We start from the raw sequence: 15,325 nt of genomic DNA on the forward strand, positions 1-15,325 counted from the left end.
TTTGATCATGAATGAACGCATCTTTCATGTGTTGGAATTTAGCAAAATCAAGCAACAGCTCATTGATCAAGCTGCGTCCTCGCTTGGTAAAGAAAAAGCCCGTTCCCTTGCTCCGTCCACCGATTTAGAAGAAGTGGTTAAATGGCAGGATGAAACGGATGAAGCATTTCATGTCATCCGATTAAATGGAAACGTTCCTTTAGGAGGAATATTTGATATAAAGCCAAGTGTCAAAAGAGCGGTTATTGGAGGTGTGCTAACAACACATGAATGTTTAGATATTGCTAGCACAATTTACGGTGGGAAACAATTAAAACAGTTTCTAGAACAAATAGAAGATTTAGAAATACCTATTATCCATCGATTTACTGATCAAATCGTTCCACTAAATGAATTGGAACGAGAAATCAAAAGCTGTATTGATGATCATGGGCATATGATGGATGGAGCTTCTGATAAATTACGTAGTCTACGTTCCAAGATCCGTACAAATGAAAATAAAATTAGAGACAGATTGGAAAATGTCACACGAACGAAATCCAAAATGCTATCTGATTCGATCATTACTATCCGTAATGACCGTTACGTATTACCAGTTAAAGCAGAATATCGTTCTGCGATTGGTGGAATCGTACATGATCAATCATCTTCAGGTGCCACCTTGTTTATGGAGCCTCAATCTGTTGTGGAATTAAACAACGATTTATCATCAACAAAAGTCGAAGAAAAGCGAGAAATTGAACGTCTTTTAAAGGAGTTATCTATTCGAATTGCAGCAGATGAGAGCTTTTTACTACAAAATGCTGAAGTATTAGCTATATTAGACTTTATTTTTGCGAGAGCGAAGCTTAGTCATCAAATGAAAGCAAGTAGACCAAAAATGAACGATCTTGGTCGAATTAAGATGAAGCAAGCACGACATCCACTTATTCCAAGTGAGGAAGTTGTTGCCAATGACATTGAACTAGGTACGGATTATACAGCCATTGTCATTACAGGACCTAACACTGGGGGAAAGACCGTTACGCTAAAAATGGTAGGGCTATGCACCCTTATGGCACAATCTGGTTTGCAGATTCCAGCACTGGATGGCTGTGAACTCGCTGTTTTTTCCAATGTTTTTGCCGATATTGGAGATGAGCAATCTATTGAACAAAGCTTAAGTACTTTCTCTTCTCACATGACCAATATTGTTGATATACTACAAGGCTTTGATGAACAATCCTTGTTATTGTTCGATGAGCTTGGTGCAGGTACAGATCCTCAAGAAGGGGCTGCACTTGCTATGTCGATATTAGATCATGTCATTCAGGTAGGAGCAAGAGTAATAGCAACGACCCATTATCCTGAATTAAAGGCATATGGATATAATCGCAAAGGGGTAACGAATGCATCGGTTGAATTTGATATTCAGACATTAAAGCCTACCTACCGTTTATTGATTGGTGTGCCTGGTCGTAGTAATGCATTTGAAATATCTAAACGACTTGGATTAGATCCACTTATTATTGAAAATGCAAAAAGTCAGGTCGGTACGGATTCTAGAAGTGTCGAGAATATGATTGCTTCATTAGAAACGACTAGACGAAAAGCAGAAACAGATTATAAAGAAGCAGAGGATCTATTAATAGAAGCGGAACAGTTAAAACGAGATTTGGAGCAACAATGGCAGAAGTTTGAACAACAACGCCAAAGCCTCTACAAGAAGGCAGAAGAAAAAGCAGAGAAAGCCTTGGAGAAAGCACGTGAGGAAGCGGAATTGATTGTGGCCGATTTGCGGAATATGCGAACAGAGTCAGAGTGGAAGGAACATGAATGGATTGAAGCGAAAAAGCTGTTAGATGAAGCGCAACCCGACTTATCAAAAAAAGAAACAAAACAAACGAGTAATAATTTTGACGAAAACAAGGCAAAGGAATTAAAGCCAGGAGATGAAGTGAAACTATTGACTCTTGATCAAAAAGGAACGATCATCGAACAATCTGGTAAGAATGAATTTCAAGTGCAAGTTGGTATCATGAAATTAAAAGCAAAACGAAAGGATCTACTTTTTATTAGGAGAGAGGAACCAAAGGTTGAAAAACCTTTAGCAACAGTTAGAGGGGCACACTATCATGTCAAACCAGAATTGGATTTGCGTGGGGAGCGATATGAGGATGCCCTCCAACAGTTGGAAAAGTATATAGACGATTCTTTACTTGCAGGCTATAATAAGGTGTCGATTATTCATGGAAAAGGAACAGGAGCTTTGCGAAAAGGTGTTCGTGATTTTGCTCGAAAACACTCACGAATAAGGAGTGCACGAGACGGAGAAATGAATGAAGGAGGACTGGGAGTTACTGTTTTAGAGCTTAAGTAGATGTGAAATTCATAAAAGTTAGGAGGAAGGTGCCATTGACGGGTTTTTGGGGAAATATATTTGTGGAAACGGCAGCAAGATATAGTGTTGCCATACTATGTCTGATCGTATTTCTAGTCATTTTTGAACTGGTTACATCCTATAAAAATTGGGACGAAATTAAAAATGGAAATTTGAGTGTAGCAATGGCAACAGGTGGGAAAATTTTCGGTATTGCCAACATATTCCGTTATTCTATTGAGCACAATGATACACTCATTGAAAGTATGACATGGGGATTCTTTGGGTTTGTCTTATTATTATTTGGTTATTTCATTTTTGAATTTTTAACACCTACCTATAAAATCGATCATGAAATCGCCAACGACAACCGTGCTGTCGGCTTTATCTCGATGGTTATTTCTGTCGGTCTCTCCTTTGTCATCGGTTCAAGTATTGGATAAAAAGGAGTGGCCATATTGAAAACATTAGCATATGTGTTGATGGTGATTGCAGCAATTTTTTTAATTGTCGGGGTATACTATGTCCTGCAAATTTGAAGAATAAGCAAAGTATTAGTAAGTTATTCCTCAATGGTGTTATACTATAGGAGAAATTTTCAAATGCAAAGGAGGAAACAGCATGGCAATTGTAAAAGCGACCGATACTACGTTTAATACTGAAACGAGTGAAGGCTTAGTATTAGCTGATTTTTGGGCAACTTGGTGTGGACCTTGTAAAATGATTGCACCTGTGCTTGAGGAAATAGATAGCGAAATGAGCGATTCCGTGAAAATCGTAAAATTAGATGTGGATGAAAACCAAGAAACAGCTGGCAAATTTGGGGTTATGAGTATTCCAACTTTATTGCTTTTCAAGGATGGAGAAGTAGTAGATCAAGTTGTTGGATATCAACCGAAAGAAGCACTTGTTGAGCTAATTAACAAACACGGATAATTTTAAATCTGAACGTATGATACCCCTTGTGATAGCTTTTATGCTATAATAAGGGGTATTTATATTGTACGTAAGAAGGTGATGATAGATGAATGAATGGATAAAGGAGAAACTAGCAGTATTACCGGCTCAACCTGGTTGTTACCTTATGAAGGATAAGCATGGAACGGTGATCTATGTAGGTAAATCAAAAATGCTTCGCAATCGAGTAAAATCATACTTTATTGGTGCAAATGATCAAAAAACACAACGTCTTGTCCGAGAAATTCATGACTTTGAGTATATTGTCACAAGCTCGGAAATCGAAGCATTGATATTAGAGATGAACTTAATCAAAAAATATGATCCAAAGTATAATGTTCTATTAAAAGATGATAAATCGTATCCTTTTCTTAAAATTACCAATGAACGGCATCCTAGATTAATTGTAACCCGCAAGGTGAAGAAGGATAAAGGTAAATATTTTGGTCCATATCCGAACGTCTTAGCGGCTCGAGAAACGAAGAAATTATTAGATCGTTTATATCCTTTACGAAAATGCAATAATCCAAAAGGAAGACATTGTTTGTATTATCATATGAATCAATGCTTAGCATGCTCTGAAAATCCTCCTACGAAAGAGGAATATCAGAAGATTGTTCAAGAAGTAGCTAGTTTTTTAAATGGTGGTCATCGTGAAATCAAGAAAGAATTAAAAACGAAAATGCTCCAAGCCTCTGATGATATGAACTTTGAAAGGGCAAAAGAACTCCGAGATCTCATTCAACATATTGAATCAGTAATGGAACAACAGAAAATGACCATGAATGATCAGCTAAATCGTGATGTGTTTGGCTTTAGTTATGACAAAGGCTGGATGTGTGTTCAAGTCTTTTTTATCAGACAAGGAAAACTAATTGAACGAGATGTTTCATTATTTCCTTTCTTTGACGATGCCGAGGAGACATTTCTCAGTTTCGTTGGTAGTTTTTATTTACATCACCATCACCCTAAGCCAAAGCAAGTGCTCGTACCCCTCCCAACAGATGCGAATTTGCTGAAGGAATTATTAGAAGTAGATGTTCACATACCTATGCGTGGTCGAAAGAAGGAATTAGTCGAACTCGCAACAAAGAACGCAGAAATAGCTTTAAAAGAGAAATTCAGCATAATAGAGCAAAATGAAGAAAGAACAATTAAGGCTGTAGAGAGGTTAGGAGAAGCTTTAAATATTGAGACACCTTATCGAATTGAAGCCTTCGATAATTCGAATATACAAGGTACTGATCCAGTTTCTGCTATGGTCGTATTTATGGATGGAAAGCCCGCAAAAAAAGAGTATCGAAAATATAAAATTAAAGCAGTAGAGGGTCCTGATGATTATGATACGATGCGGGAAGTGATGCGCAGAAGGTATACCAGACTATTAAAGGAAGGAAATCCTCTACCAGATTTAATTTTAGTAGATGGGGCAAAAGGACAAATGTCAGCTGCTTTAGATGTGTTAGAAAATGAACTCGGCTTGGATATACCACTATGTGGCCTAGCTAAAGATGATAAGCATCGAACGAGTGAGCTATTATATGGGCATCCTGTCCAAGTAGTAGATTTAGATCGACGTTCTCATGAATTTTATCTTATTCAGCGCATTCAAGACGAGGTTCATCGATTCGCGATTACCTTTCATCGACAGCTCAGAGGGAAAAGTGCATTTCGTTCTCAGTTAGATGATATACCAGGCGTTGGTGCTCAGCGGAAGAAGCTTCTATTAACTCATTACAAATCTTTAAATGAAATAAAAGCAGCAACGATTGAAGACATTGTAAGGCTAGGTATTCCAGAAGCTATCGCCAATAATATTATCACGAAATTAAATGAAGAAAAAGGAAGTTAGCACATTACTTAGTAAAACGATAGTTCATAACAAGCCTCCGGACCATTTGGTCCGGAGGTTCTTGTTCGAAAAGGTCACTTTTTTATTTTTTTTCCATGTACATAACATGGAAAAATACTTGTCCTTTTTTAATTTCAGGTAAGCATTCACAATCTTTTTTCGTAATTTGCTCCATTGCATCCGCTAGAAAGCCGGCTTCAATTTGAAATTCAATTTGTTGAATTGTTTCTAATCTAGATCGAACAATTTCACCAGCTAATTCAAAAATATAGCCTCTGCGCTTTTCTTTTACGAGGAAAAGCTCGCCCCATCCGACATGAAGAAAGAATTCTTGAAGCTCTTCGGTTGAAATCCATTCACTTTTCCTTGCTAAATTTTTCCCTAAAATATATAAGATAAAATCAGTTTCCTTACCAAACATATCAGGTAAGCCTATGTATCTTAATAAATCATAACCACTACTTGTTGTTTGAAGGTTTGCTAGAATGGTTGCGATGTTGGTTTCTTTTTCTGTCAAAATAGTTCCCCTCTCTTTACTGCCTCTGTTAGACAATTCCCTATCAGTTAGATTCGAATTATATTCTTCTCGTGAAATAGGTACTAACATGCTGAAAAGATATTCATTATTTCCGATAATTCCATTATCACCTTTTTCCCTTTTTTCTGCAATAAACTTTTCATAATAGTTGATGAATTTTCTTTCATTCTAAGTAAAATCCTTAATAATTCGACAATTAATCATTCGAAATACCGCTCGTTTTCTTGACGCTTTTTCCTGATAGAAGTACAATAGTTGTGGTGACAATATACGAATTTCTTTGGATGGGTTTGTCTCGTAATAAGTAGGAAAAGAAACGAAAGAGAATAACGGTTAAAAAAGCTTGTACAGAATGATTAACAGGCTGTGCCATTCCTAACGAGATGTAAAGCGCTTCATTTTAAGCGTTTTAGAAATCGTATGTTGGAGAGTAATTATCTATATTAGAGGGGGGTACAAACGAGTGGAGAATAGGGAATTCTTTTATCGCAGATTGCATTCACTACTAGGGGTAATACCAATAGGGATCTTCTTAATACAGCATTTAGTTGTGAACCATTTTGCCGTTTACGGTCCAGAAAGCTTCAATAAGGCAGCACATTTTATGGAATCATTACCATTCCGTTATGCATTAGAGCTTCTCATCATCTTTTTGCCGATTCTCTTTCATGCAGTATTAGGAGTGTATATCGTATTCGTTGCTAAAAACAATGTTAGTCGCTACGGATTCTTTCGAAACTGGATGTTCTTTTTACAACGTATTACAGGAATTATCACCCTAATATTTATTGTATGGCATGTTTGGCAGACACGAATTCAGATAGGGCTAGGAAATGTAGAACTTGACTATAGCTTGATGGAAGATATCTTATCAAATCCTGCTATGTTTGGATTTTATATTCTTGGTGTTGTTTCCACAACTTTTCACTTTGCGAATGGATTGTGGAGCTTCCTAGTAAGTTGGGGAATTACAGTAACACCTCGTTCACAAAAAATCGCTACATATGCAACGATTTTAGTTTTCCTAGCAGTAACATATATTGGTGTTCGAGCATTATTCGCATTTGTATAAGAGATTGTTATTTATGGAAGTAAAAAGGAGTGAGTATGGGAATGAGTGATCGCAATATTGTTATTGTTGGTGGTGGTCTAGCAGGGTTAATGGCCACTATTAAAGCAGCAGAAGAAGGGGTACATGTTGACCTATTATCCATTGTACCAGTAAAACGCTCTCACTCTGTTTGTGCACAAGGTGGTATTAATGGTGCAGTGAATACAAAAGGGGAAGGAGATTCCCCATGGGTACACTTTGATGATACAGTTTATGGAGGAGACTTCTTAGCAAATCAACCTCCGGTAAAAGCAATGTGTGAAGCTGCTCCTGGAATTATACATATGCTGGATCGTATGGGCGTTATGTTTAACCGTACTTCGGAAGGTTTACTAGATTTCCGACGTTTCGGTGGAACCCAACATCATCGGACAGCATATGCAGGTGCAACAACAGGGCAACAATTATTATATGCATTAGATGAGCAAGTACGTCGTTATGAGGTACAAGGATTAGTTACAAAATACGAAGGCTGGGAATTTATTTCAGCAGTAATAGATGATGAAGGAATTGGTCGTGGAATAGTCGGCCAGAATATTAAGTCACACGAATTGAAAGTATTTAAAGCAGATGCAACGATTTTTGCGAGTGGTGGACCTGGTATCATCTTTGGTAAGTCTACGAATTCTGTTATTAATACCGGTTCTGCTGCAGCATCACTTTATTTACAAGGTGCTATATATGCGAATGGTGAATTTATTCAAATTCACCCAACCGCGATTCCTGGGGACGATAAACTGCGTCTAATGAGTGAATCTGCCCGTGGTGAAGGTGGTCGCCTTTGGACATACAAGGACGGAGAACCATGGTATTTCCTTGAAGAGAAATACCCTGCATATGGAAACCTTGTACCACGTGATATCGCAACACGTGAAATATTCGATGTTTGTGTGAATCAGAAGTTAGGTATTAACGGGGAGAATATGGTGTACTTAGACCTTTCTCACAAGGATCCGAAGGAACTAGATATCAAGCTAGGTGGTATTATCGAAATCTATGAAAAATTCGTAGGGGAAGACCCGCGCAAGGTTCCAATGAAAATCTTCCCAGCCGTTCACTATTCAATGGGGGGACTATGGGTAGATTATGATCAAATGACAAATATACCAGGAATCTTTGCTGCAGGGGAATGTGATTACACACAGCATGGCGCAAACCGCCTTGGAGCGAACTCTTTATTGTCCTCTATATATGGTGGAATGGTTGCAGGTCCAAATGCCATTAAGTATCTTGACGGACTCGAAAAAACCGTTGATGACATCCCTTCCTCCTTATTTGACAGCAGATTAAAAGAAGAAGAAGCAACTTTTGATCAACTGTTGAATATGAAAGGGGAAGAAAATGCTTATCAAATCCACAAAGAGCTTGGAGAATGGATGACAGATAACGTAACCGTTGTACGCGATAATGCAAAGCTATTAAAAACGGATGAAAAAATCCAAGAGTTATTAGAACGCTGGGAGAATATTAACATCAATGATAGCTCACGATGGAATAACCAAGGTGTTATGTTTACTCGTCAATTGAAAAATATGCTCCATTTAGCTCGCGTGATTACACAAGGTGCTTATAATCGTAACGAAAGTCGAGGGGCACATTACAAGCCAGAATTTCCTGATCGTAATGATGAAGAATGGTTAAAAACAACCAAGGCAACCTTTGATCGTACAACAAATGCTCCAAAGTTTGAGTATGAGGATGTGGATGTTTCATTAATCCCACCTAGAAAACGTGACTACACGAAGAAGAAATAAAAAGGGGGTAGCGAGAGATGGCAGAAGAAAAAATTACGCTAATAGTAACACGTCAAGACAGCCCTGATTCTTCTCCTTATGAGGAGACCTTTAAGATCAATTATCGTAAGAATATGAATATCATCTCAGCATTAATGGAAACCCAAAAGAATCCAGTCAATGCTTCCGGCGAGCCAGTTGCCCCAGTACAATGGGAGTCCAACTGTCTTGAAGAGGTTTGTGGCGCATGTTCCATGGTCATTAATGGGGAACCTAGACAAGCATGTTCTACACTTGTAGATAAACTTGAGCAACCAATTCGAGTTGCACCTATGACTACCTTTCCAGTTGTCCGTGACTTAGTGGTAGACCGTAGTCGAATGTTCGAATCCTTAAAGAAAGTAAAAGCATGGATTCCAATCGATGGTACTTACGATTTAGGGCCAGGCCCAAGAATGCCTGAGAAAAAACGTCAATGGGCGTATGAATTATCCAAATGTATGACTTGTGGTGTTTGTCTCGAAGCATGTCCTAACGTCAACAGCAAATCAGACTTTATCGGACCAGCTCCTTTATCACAAGTACGTCTGTTTAATGCACACCCAACAGGCGATATGAATAAATCAGAGCGATTAGAAGCACTAATGGAAGACGGAGGCATTTCAGGCTGTGGAAACTCACAAAACTGTGTGCAGGTTTGTCCTAAAGGAATTCCATTAACTACTTCAATCGCTGCATTAAATCGTGATACAAATATCCAATCATTTAAAAACTTTTTCGGAAGCGATCATGCTTATTAAGATTAAAGAAGCCTTCTCCAGTTAATGGGGAAGGCTTTTCTTATTGAATTAGAGAGTTGTAAAAAAAGAGAGGCAACTTGCAAAAATAAGTGGAAAGTTGCAAAAAAAGAGAGGCAACTTGCAAGAATAAGCGGAGAGTTGCAAAAAAAAAAATAGCACTCCCAAAAATCTTCAGAAAATATACTAATTATTTTTGTATTAAATGTTGACAATCCAAAATATTCAATATTACAATTAAAGTGAGTAATCACTCATTATATGATAAGAAGGTGAAAATATGAGTATTATACAAATTGATAATGTCTCCCATCAATTTGGTAAGGAAAAAGTATTGAAGGATGTTGATTTGAAAATAGAGAAAGGGAAAATTTATGGTTTATTAGGACCCTCGGGTGCTGGTAAAACGACTCTTATTAATATGATTGTGGGCATGCTCAGGCCAACGAAAGGTACGATTATTGTTGACAATACAAAAGTTCCATCATTCAAGGTTCTTCACAAAATTGGTTTTATGGCACAATCTGATGCTCTATACCAAGAACTAACTGCATGGGAGAACATGGAGTTTATTGGCTCAATCTATCAGGTAAAGAAAAAGATTTTACAAAAAAAAATGAAAGAAGCTGCTAGAGCTGTTAATTTGGAAAATCACCTTAAAAAGCCCATTTCTCAATTTTCAGGAGGGATGAAAAGACGTTTATCGCTAGCTATATCCCTGTTGCATGAGCCAAGAATATTATTATTAGATGAACCCACTGTTGGAATTGATCCACTTTTACGTAAATCGATTTGGGATGAATTTCGCAAACTTCAACAAAATGGTGTTACGATCGTTGTGACGACACATGTGATGGATGAAGCAGATAAATGTGATCAGCTTGCGCTATTGCGTGATGGCAGGATTGTAGCGAGTGGCACTCCTCTTGAATTAAAAAAACAATATCAAGTAGAAACAATTGAAGATGTCTTTCTAAAAGACGGGGGTGTACTCTAATGGCAGTAGAGCGATAGTAAAGCGAATTGTTAGTCAGTTTAAAAGAGATAAGCGTTCTTTAGCACTGATGCTATTAGCGCCAATGTTGTTACTTTTTCTTGTTTGGTTAGTTTTTAATGGTTCAGACTATAAACCATTAATAGGGTATGATAATTTACCTAATCCAATCATTGAATCTATTAGTGATAATAGTGAGGAATTGTTAAAATTAGACCGAGAAGAAGCAATATCCTTAATGAAAAGCGAAGAGCTAGATGCATATATTAGCATGGAAAATGAGCAACCAGCTATTTTATTAGAAGGCAGTGACTCGAATAAAAATAGTACAGTGATGCAAGTGGTCGAGGAAGCACTCCAATCAATGGATAATAACCAGAAAGGTACTGAGCCTAAGGTTGAATTCTTATATGGCTCAAGTGATTTAGGTTTATTTGACCGAGTTGGTCCAGTGTTAATTGGATTCTTTGTTTTTTTCTTTGTGTTTATTCTCGGTGGGATTTCGTTCTTAAGGGAGCGAACACAAGGAACATTAGTGAAGCTGTTATCGACACCTATTAAGCGATGGCAACTGGTTGTAGGTTATGTTGTAGGATTTGGTACTTTCACCATCCTGCAATCGATCTTGATTGTCCTTTTCTCCGTATATATATTAGATATGCATATGGTGGGATATGTATGGGAGCTTTTAATTGTTACCATTTTACTTGCTATTACTGCTCTAACCCTAGCAATATTACTCTCTACTTTTGCAAACAATGAATTTCAAATCATGCAATTTATTCCAATTGTAATTATTCCTCAGGTATTCTTCTCTGGCATCTTCAATTTGGACACATTGGATAAATGGATTCAAATATTAAGTAATTTCATGCCATTAACTTACGGGGCAGATGCTTTGAGTGATATGATGATAAAGGGTTACCATTTACAGGATGTTTGGTTTAACATAGTTGTATTATGTGGATTTGCATTAGTCTTCTTTTTACTCAATATTGTTGTATTAAAAAAACATCGAACTTTATAGGGGTGCATATATGAATCAAGAACATTTATTTGAACAGATCTTGAAAATGGGTGATCAAGAGAAAAGGGTTACTGATAAACAAGCTAAAATTCTTCAAGCAGCAATCGAAATTTTTGCTAAAAAAGGCTTTGCATCTACGACAACAAGTGAAATTGCTAAAAAAGCAGGTGTTGCAGAGGGAACCATTTTCCGGCATTACAAAACAAAAAAGGAACTACTTTATTCCATTATATCTCCCTTTGCAACAGAGCTTATTCTACCATTTTTCGCAGATCGATTTGTAAAGGAGGTTTTCGAAGCACCAACCAATCAAAGCTATGAAGAATTGTTAAAGCAATTAATCAGAAATCGCTTCAAATTTGTACAAAGTAATGTTGATTTAGTAAAAATAATTATTCAGGAAATGGCATTCCAGGAGGAAATCCAGCACTTTTTTCAGCAAACCTTTGTAGAAAAGGTATATCCAAAGTTTTCTAATTTCATTAAGGAATTTCAGAGAAGAGGAGAGATTTCAGCAGACTTTCCAATTAATACTGTATTACGTCTAACGATAGCCTCTGTTGTTGGTTTCCTTTTTACTCGTTTTGTTGTTTTACCGGATGCTAATTGGAAGGATGAGGAGGAAATCGAGCATACGATTGCATTTATTCGAAAAGGACTAGCTTAATCGAAGGATTTTTGTTGATAAAATCTCAATGATAAGTAATGGAAGAATACATTCGCGAAATATTGCCCTATTTAGACGTTTGTAGAGCACACCTTCTCTCTCGTGAACATATGATACAGTGACTAAGTAATACCCTCTTATTACAATGCCCTAAAGTTAGCAAGGAGGGGTTCACATTTGAAAGACAATGACTACAAGCCGAAGCAATTACTAACAAAAAGGGAAAGAGAAGTATTCGAATTACTAGTACAAGACAAAACAACAAAGGAAATCGCCCAAGAACTGTTTATCTCCCAAAAAACAGTTAGGAATCATATCTCAAACGCAATGCAGAAGCTGGGTGTAAAGGGGCGCTCACAAGCTGTGGTGGAATTGTTGCGCATGGGCGAGCTAGAGCTTTAATGGAATGATCGAAAACCAGTTATTCACTTGAAAAAGGAATAACTGGTTTTTCTGTTAGGTTAAAAGCGGAAATAATAAAAAGTGATTTATTGCTATGAACATCAAAAAGGCATCTGTTACTGGTTGGATTAAGTAATGAATACCCGTAATCAGTTAATTCCTAAACCATGAGAATGACAGGTTTGTCTAACGATTTTTCAATAACTGTACAATCTCAACCGTATCCATAAGATTTACTCCAATATTTCTCATTTCATCTATACCTCGTTCATATGTCTGAGAAATTGCATCCTTTGCCATCACAATTCGAAAGTCCCTTTCGCTTGCTTGGTAAATGGTAGTTCTAGGACAGTTTGGGAAATTACATCCACTAATAATAATGGTATCAATATTTTGAGTGCGTAAAAATTTCTCTAGATTCGTTCTATAAAAAGCACCCCAACGAGATTTATACATAATCCATTCCACATTAGCAATCTCTTGAAAATTCCCTCTTAGCAATTGATCAGGGCATAATCTAGTTTCATTGTTTGGTTTAATTTCATCAACTAATTCTGCCCCCTGTGTATGAGGAACCGCTATACGGAAACCTTTTTCTACCGCTTCTCTGCGACAAATGTCAACATTGGAGCCATCCGCTTTATAAAGGCGAATTATATGAAGAATTGGTAAGTTGTTTTGTCTGAACACTTGTAATAATTCCCTAATTTTAGATGTAACTTCCCATGTGCCATCAATTCGGGCAGGGGCATCAGGTAACACAAAATCATTTTGAGTATCAATCGTCATTAATATCGCATTGCTCCAATTTGGACTTGTGTAATTCATTCATAGCACCTCTTTATCATCATTTAACAATTCGCTTATAAATAAATATAAATATGATCGCAACAATAGAACAGCCAAAGATCGCTCCAGCTAACATTCCGATGCCTATACCGTACCAAGGATTTATCGTTACAGCTACCGCAATACTCGACATAAAGATAATCACAGCAATAGAAAAGCTAATGATTGAAGGAAGATAAACTTTGCTCGTATGGTAATGTTGAAAGAATATACTTAGTAAAATCACCAATAAAATATAGAGACATGCAATCGTAAAGCCGTTTATTGTTTGATCAATTAAATGGATCAAACGAATGCTATGTGCTGTCTTAGGAGCATCGAGCTGAATCGTTTCCAACTTCTGTGTCACTAAATCGATTGTCTTTAACGTAAACTTATCCGGTTCTTTTGGCCAGTTCGTACTTTCTAGAAAAGCAACTTTTTTACCTTTATGAAAAAATTCGATAGAAGTAACTGCTTTTCTGAAATTAGTCAATTTTTCTATTTTGTTTGAAGCCAAATCTAGAATATATAATTCATATTCAAAAAATGATTGAGATTCTTGTGAGACGTCTGTAAACGCCAAATGTTTTTCTTCTAAGGACAATTCCGCTTCATAAAAAGAGTAGGTATTAGCGAATTCCTTAGGAAGAAAAGATGGTTCCGTAGTTCGTGTTTTGTCTTCAATGGAATAGGCATAAATTCGTTCCTTCTCCCCATCAACTTCGTTATAATAAATTGTCTTTCCATCTGGAGATAGGAAAAGGTGATTCATCGAAAAGTGATCAGCATCCGTCAATTTTGTTATTTGTCCTCCAGCTGTTTCAATAGAGAAAAGATCAAATCCCTCTTTAGAGTTCTCACCTTTTTTAAACTCTTCCGCCTCGACGGCAACAAAATAGATATTATCCCCATCACGTGAAAAAATCGCATCTTTGACGTGTAGCTCTTCATCTGTTAATTCCCTATCTTTGCTTTTATTTAGTGTAATCGTTCGAAGTGATTGAATGCCTTCTTGATCCTCACTTAAATAGACAATTTTGTCACCACTGGGTGAGAACTTAGGCGAACGATGCTGTAGATTAGTGGGGTTAGTTATTTTTTGAACATTGGTACCATCAGGATTCGCCATATAAATCGATTCTTTGCCGTTTTCATAGTAGGAAAATGTTAGTTTTGAATCGTCAAAAGAAAGACTAATACTTTCTCCCAGTCCAGTATAATAACGATGAGGGTCATCGCCTAACAAGAAAGAATAGAGGATCATTCCAGATAATAATAAGATGGTCACACCAATTGTTACAAAGAGCATGCGTTTTCGTTTCATACAGAAATCCCTCATTCTACAATTTGAATATTATAGATATTACACCTAATTATACCAAATAGAACAATTGTTATCAGAAATTTTATGAAGGTTATCCATTACTATCATTTGATAATGTTACATAACCTTGTTAAAATTAATATTAAGTAACAATTAAAGAGGCGATTAAATGGAATTTGTTCATCCGATCAAGGACATCCATCAAATTAACAGAATGAAGAAGCTCTTAATTCAGCAATCGAAAAGGGATTATGCTTTTTTTGTTGTTGGAATTAACACTGGGCTTAGATTGAATGACCTTCTACATCTCAAAGTAAAACATGTTTGGAATGGACAAACGTTTTATGATTTTCTCCATGTTGATAATATTGATCCACCATATTTTTTAAACGATAATGCTAAAAAGGCACTCAAGGACTATATTTTTAGCAATCATGATATGGAACCAGATCACTACCTGTTCAAATCACAAAAAGGCAATCTCCCCATTACCCGTCAACAAGCCTATCGAATTATAAACAAAAAGGCACAAGAAATTGGTTTAACTGGTAAGGTTGGCACACATACTCTAAGAAAAACCTTCGGCTATCATGCTTATAAAAAAGGTGTTGCCATATCTTTATTGCAAAAAATATTTCATCATTCTACAGCAAGTGAAACGTTGCACTATTTAGATATTCAAAACGATAACGATACAGTTATCATGATTGATGTAAACTTGTAGGAAAGGAAA

15 protein-coding genes are annotated in these 15,325 nt (G+C 36.7%); 12 read left to right on the forward strand and 3 right to left on the reverse strand.

Features of this window, described 5'->3' with window-relative positions:
• Positions 1 to 7: 7 nt before the first annotated feature.
• The 4 genes from DLJ74_RS07070 to uvrC all read left to right on the forward strand — a co-directional run bounded on the left by DLJ74_RS07070 (position 8) and on the right by uvrC (position 5,168).
• Positions 8 to 2,359 (forward strand): endonuclease MutS2, encoded by a 2,352-nt coding sequence (locus DLJ74_RS07070; protein WP_109983941.1) that lies wholly within the window; start codon positions 8 to 10, stop codon positions 2,357 to 2,359.
• Between the two features lie 35 nt (positions 2,360 to 2,394).
• Positions 2,395 to 2,802, forward strand: coding sequence for a DUF350 domain-containing protein (locus DLJ74_RS07075; protein ID WP_054789316.1), 408 nt, complete (start codon positions 2,395 to 2,397; stop codon positions 2,800 to 2,802).
• 178 nt (positions 2,803 to 2,980) lie between these two features.
• Positions 2,981 to 3,295 (forward strand): thioredoxin, encoded by a 315-nt coding sequence (gene trxA, locus DLJ74_RS07080; protein WP_054789315.1) that lies wholly within the window; start codon positions 2,981 to 2,983, stop codon positions 3,293 to 3,295.
• An 88-nt stretch (positions 3,296 to 3,383) separates the two neighbouring features.
• The gene (gene uvrC, locus DLJ74_RS07085) at positions 3,384 to 5,168 is read left to right on the forward strand and encodes an excinuclease ABC subunit UvrC (protein WP_109983942.1); all 1,785 of its coding nucleotides are present in this window, start codon (positions 3,384 to 3,386) and stop codon (positions 5,166 to 5,168) included.
• A gap of 82 nt (positions 5,169 to 5,250) precedes the next feature.
• Here the strand turns inward: uvrC and DLJ74_RS07090 are convergent, their stop codons facing one another.
• On the reverse strand, positions 5,251 to 5,685 hold the full coding sequence (locus DLJ74_RS07090) for a DUF2507 domain-containing protein (RefSeq protein ID WP_109983943.1): 435 nt from the start codon (positions 5,683 to 5,685) through the stop codon (positions 5,251 to 5,253).
• A gap of 484 nt (positions 5,686 to 6,169) precedes the next feature.
• Between DLJ74_RS07090 and DLJ74_RS07095 the strand changes: the two genes are divergently transcribed.
• The 7 genes from DLJ74_RS07095 to DLJ74_RS07125 all read left to right on the forward strand — a co-directional run bounded on the left by DLJ74_RS07095 (position 6,170) and on the right by DLJ74_RS07125 (position 12,437).
• Positions 6,170 to 6,778, forward strand: coding sequence for a succinate dehydrogenase cytochrome b558 subunit (locus DLJ74_RS07095; RefSeq protein WP_109983944.1), 609 nt, complete (start codon positions 6,170 to 6,172; stop codon positions 6,776 to 6,778).
• A gap of 41 nt (positions 6,779 to 6,819) precedes the next feature.
• Positions 6,820 to 8,571 carry a succinate dehydrogenase flavoprotein subunit gene (gene sdhA / locus DLJ74_RS07100; protein WP_109984578.1) on the forward strand — a complete coding sequence of 584 codons (1,752 nt, stop codon included), beginning with the start codon at positions 6,820 to 6,822 and terminating at the stop codon, positions 8,569 to 8,571.
• Positions 8,572 to 8,588: 17 nt separating this feature from the next.
• The gene (sdhB, locus tag DLJ74_RS07105; RefSeq protein ID WP_109983945.1) at positions 8,589 to 9,350 is read left to right on the forward strand and encodes a succinate dehydrogenase iron-sulfur subunit; all 762 of its coding nucleotides are present in this window, start codon (positions 8,589 to 8,591) and stop codon (positions 9,348 to 9,350) included.
• Between the two features lie 277 nt (positions 9,351 to 9,627).
• Entirely contained in the window at positions 9,628 to 10,344 is a 717-nt protein-coding gene (locus DLJ74_RS07110; RefSeq protein WP_109983946.1) for an ABC transporter ATP-binding protein, read from the forward strand.
• Complete coding sequence (locus tag DLJ74_RS07115) at positions 10,334 to 11,368, forward strand: ABC transporter permease (protein WP_109983947.1); 1,035 nt, start codon at positions 10,334 to 10,336, stop codon at positions 11,366 to 11,368. Before DLJ74_RS07110 ends, DLJ74_RS07115 begins: the two co-directional genes overlap by 11 nt.
• A gap of 10 nt (positions 11,369 to 11,378) precedes the next feature.
• Complete coding sequence (locus DLJ74_RS07120; protein WP_109983948.1) at positions 11,379 to 12,035, forward strand: TetR/AcrR family transcriptional regulator; 657 nt, start codon at positions 11,379 to 11,381, stop codon at positions 12,033 to 12,035.
• A gap of 177 nt (positions 12,036 to 12,212) precedes the next feature.
• Positions 12,213 to 12,437, forward strand: coding sequence for a helix-turn-helix domain-containing protein (locus DLJ74_RS07125; RefSeq protein ID WP_054859055.1), 225 nt, complete (start codon positions 12,213 to 12,215; stop codon positions 12,435 to 12,437).
• Between the two features lie 186 nt (positions 12,438 to 12,623).
• Here DLJ74_RS07125 and DLJ74_RS07130 read toward each other — a convergent pair whose 3' ends face one another.
• Both DLJ74_RS07130 and DLJ74_RS07135 read right to left on the reverse strand, forming a co-directional pair.
• Complete coding sequence (locus DLJ74_RS07130; RefSeq protein ID WP_109983949.1) at positions 12,624 to 13,265, reverse strand: cysteine hydrolase family protein; 642 nt, start codon at positions 13,263 to 13,265, stop codon at positions 12,624 to 12,626.
• Positions 13,266 to 13,284: 19 nt separating this feature from the next.
• The gene (locus tag DLJ74_RS07135; protein ID WP_181397456.1) at positions 13,285 to 14,592 is read right to left on the reverse strand and encodes a DPP IV N-terminal domain-containing protein; all 1,308 of its coding nucleotides are present in this window, start codon (positions 14,590 to 14,592) and stop codon (positions 13,285 to 13,287) included.
• A gap of 169 nt (positions 14,593 to 14,761) precedes the next feature.
• On the opposite strand from DLJ74_RS07135, the gene DLJ74_RS07140 reads away from it, so the two are divergent.
• Complete coding sequence (locus DLJ74_RS07140) at positions 14,762 to 15,316, forward strand: tyrosine-type recombinase/integrase (RefSeq protein WP_109983951.1); 555 nt, start codon at positions 14,762 to 14,764, stop codon at positions 15,314 to 15,316.
• Positions 15,317 to 15,325 lie beyond the last annotated feature (9 nt).

Origin of the sequence: Gracilibacillus dipsosauri (assembly GCF_003176895.1) — a bacterium.
Lineage (GTDB): Bacteria > Bacillota > Bacilli > Bacillales > Amphibacillaceae > Gracilibacillus > Gracilibacillus dipsosauri.

Excerpts from the sequence above, each read along its gene's own strand:
- DLJ74_RS07070 (WP_109983941.1), top strand. The coding sequence starts at position 8 with ATGAATGAACGCATCTTTCATGTGTTGGAATTTAGCAAAATCAAGCAA.
- trxA (WP_054789315.1), top strand. The coding sequence starts at position 2,981 with ATGGCAATTGTAAAAGCGACCGATACTACGTTTAATACTGAAACGAGT.
- uvrC (WP_109983942.1), top strand. The coding sequence starts at position 3,384 with ATGAATGAATGGATAAAGGAGAAACTAGCAGTATTACCGGCTCAACCT.
- sdhA (WP_109984578.1), top strand. The coding sequence starts at position 6,820 with ATGAGTGATCGCAATATTGTTATTGTTGGTGGTGGTCTAGCAGGGTTA.
- sdhB (WP_109983945.1), top strand. The coding sequence starts at position 8,589 with ATGGCAGAAGAAAAAATTACGCTAATAGTAACACGTCAAGACAGCCCT.
- DLJ74_RS07110 (WP_109983946.1), top strand. The coding sequence starts at position 9,628 with ATGAGTATTATACAAATTGATAATGTCTCCCATCAATTTGGTAAGGAA.
- DLJ74_RS07120 (WP_109983948.1), top strand. The coding sequence starts at position 11,379 with ATGAATCAAGAACATTTATTTGAACAGATCTTGAAAATGGGTGATCAA.
- DLJ74_RS07130 (WP_109983949.1), bottom strand. The coding sequence starts at position 13,265 with ATGAATTACACAAGTCCAAATTGGAGCAATGCGATATTAATGACGATT.
- DLJ74_RS07135 (WP_181397456.1), bottom strand. The coding sequence starts at position 14,592 with ATGAAACGAAAACGCATGCTCTTTGTAACAATTGGTGTGACCATCTTA.
- DLJ74_RS07140 (WP_109983951.1), top strand. The coding sequence starts at position 14,762 with ATGGAATTTGTTCATCCGATCAAGGACATCCATCAAATTAACAGAATG.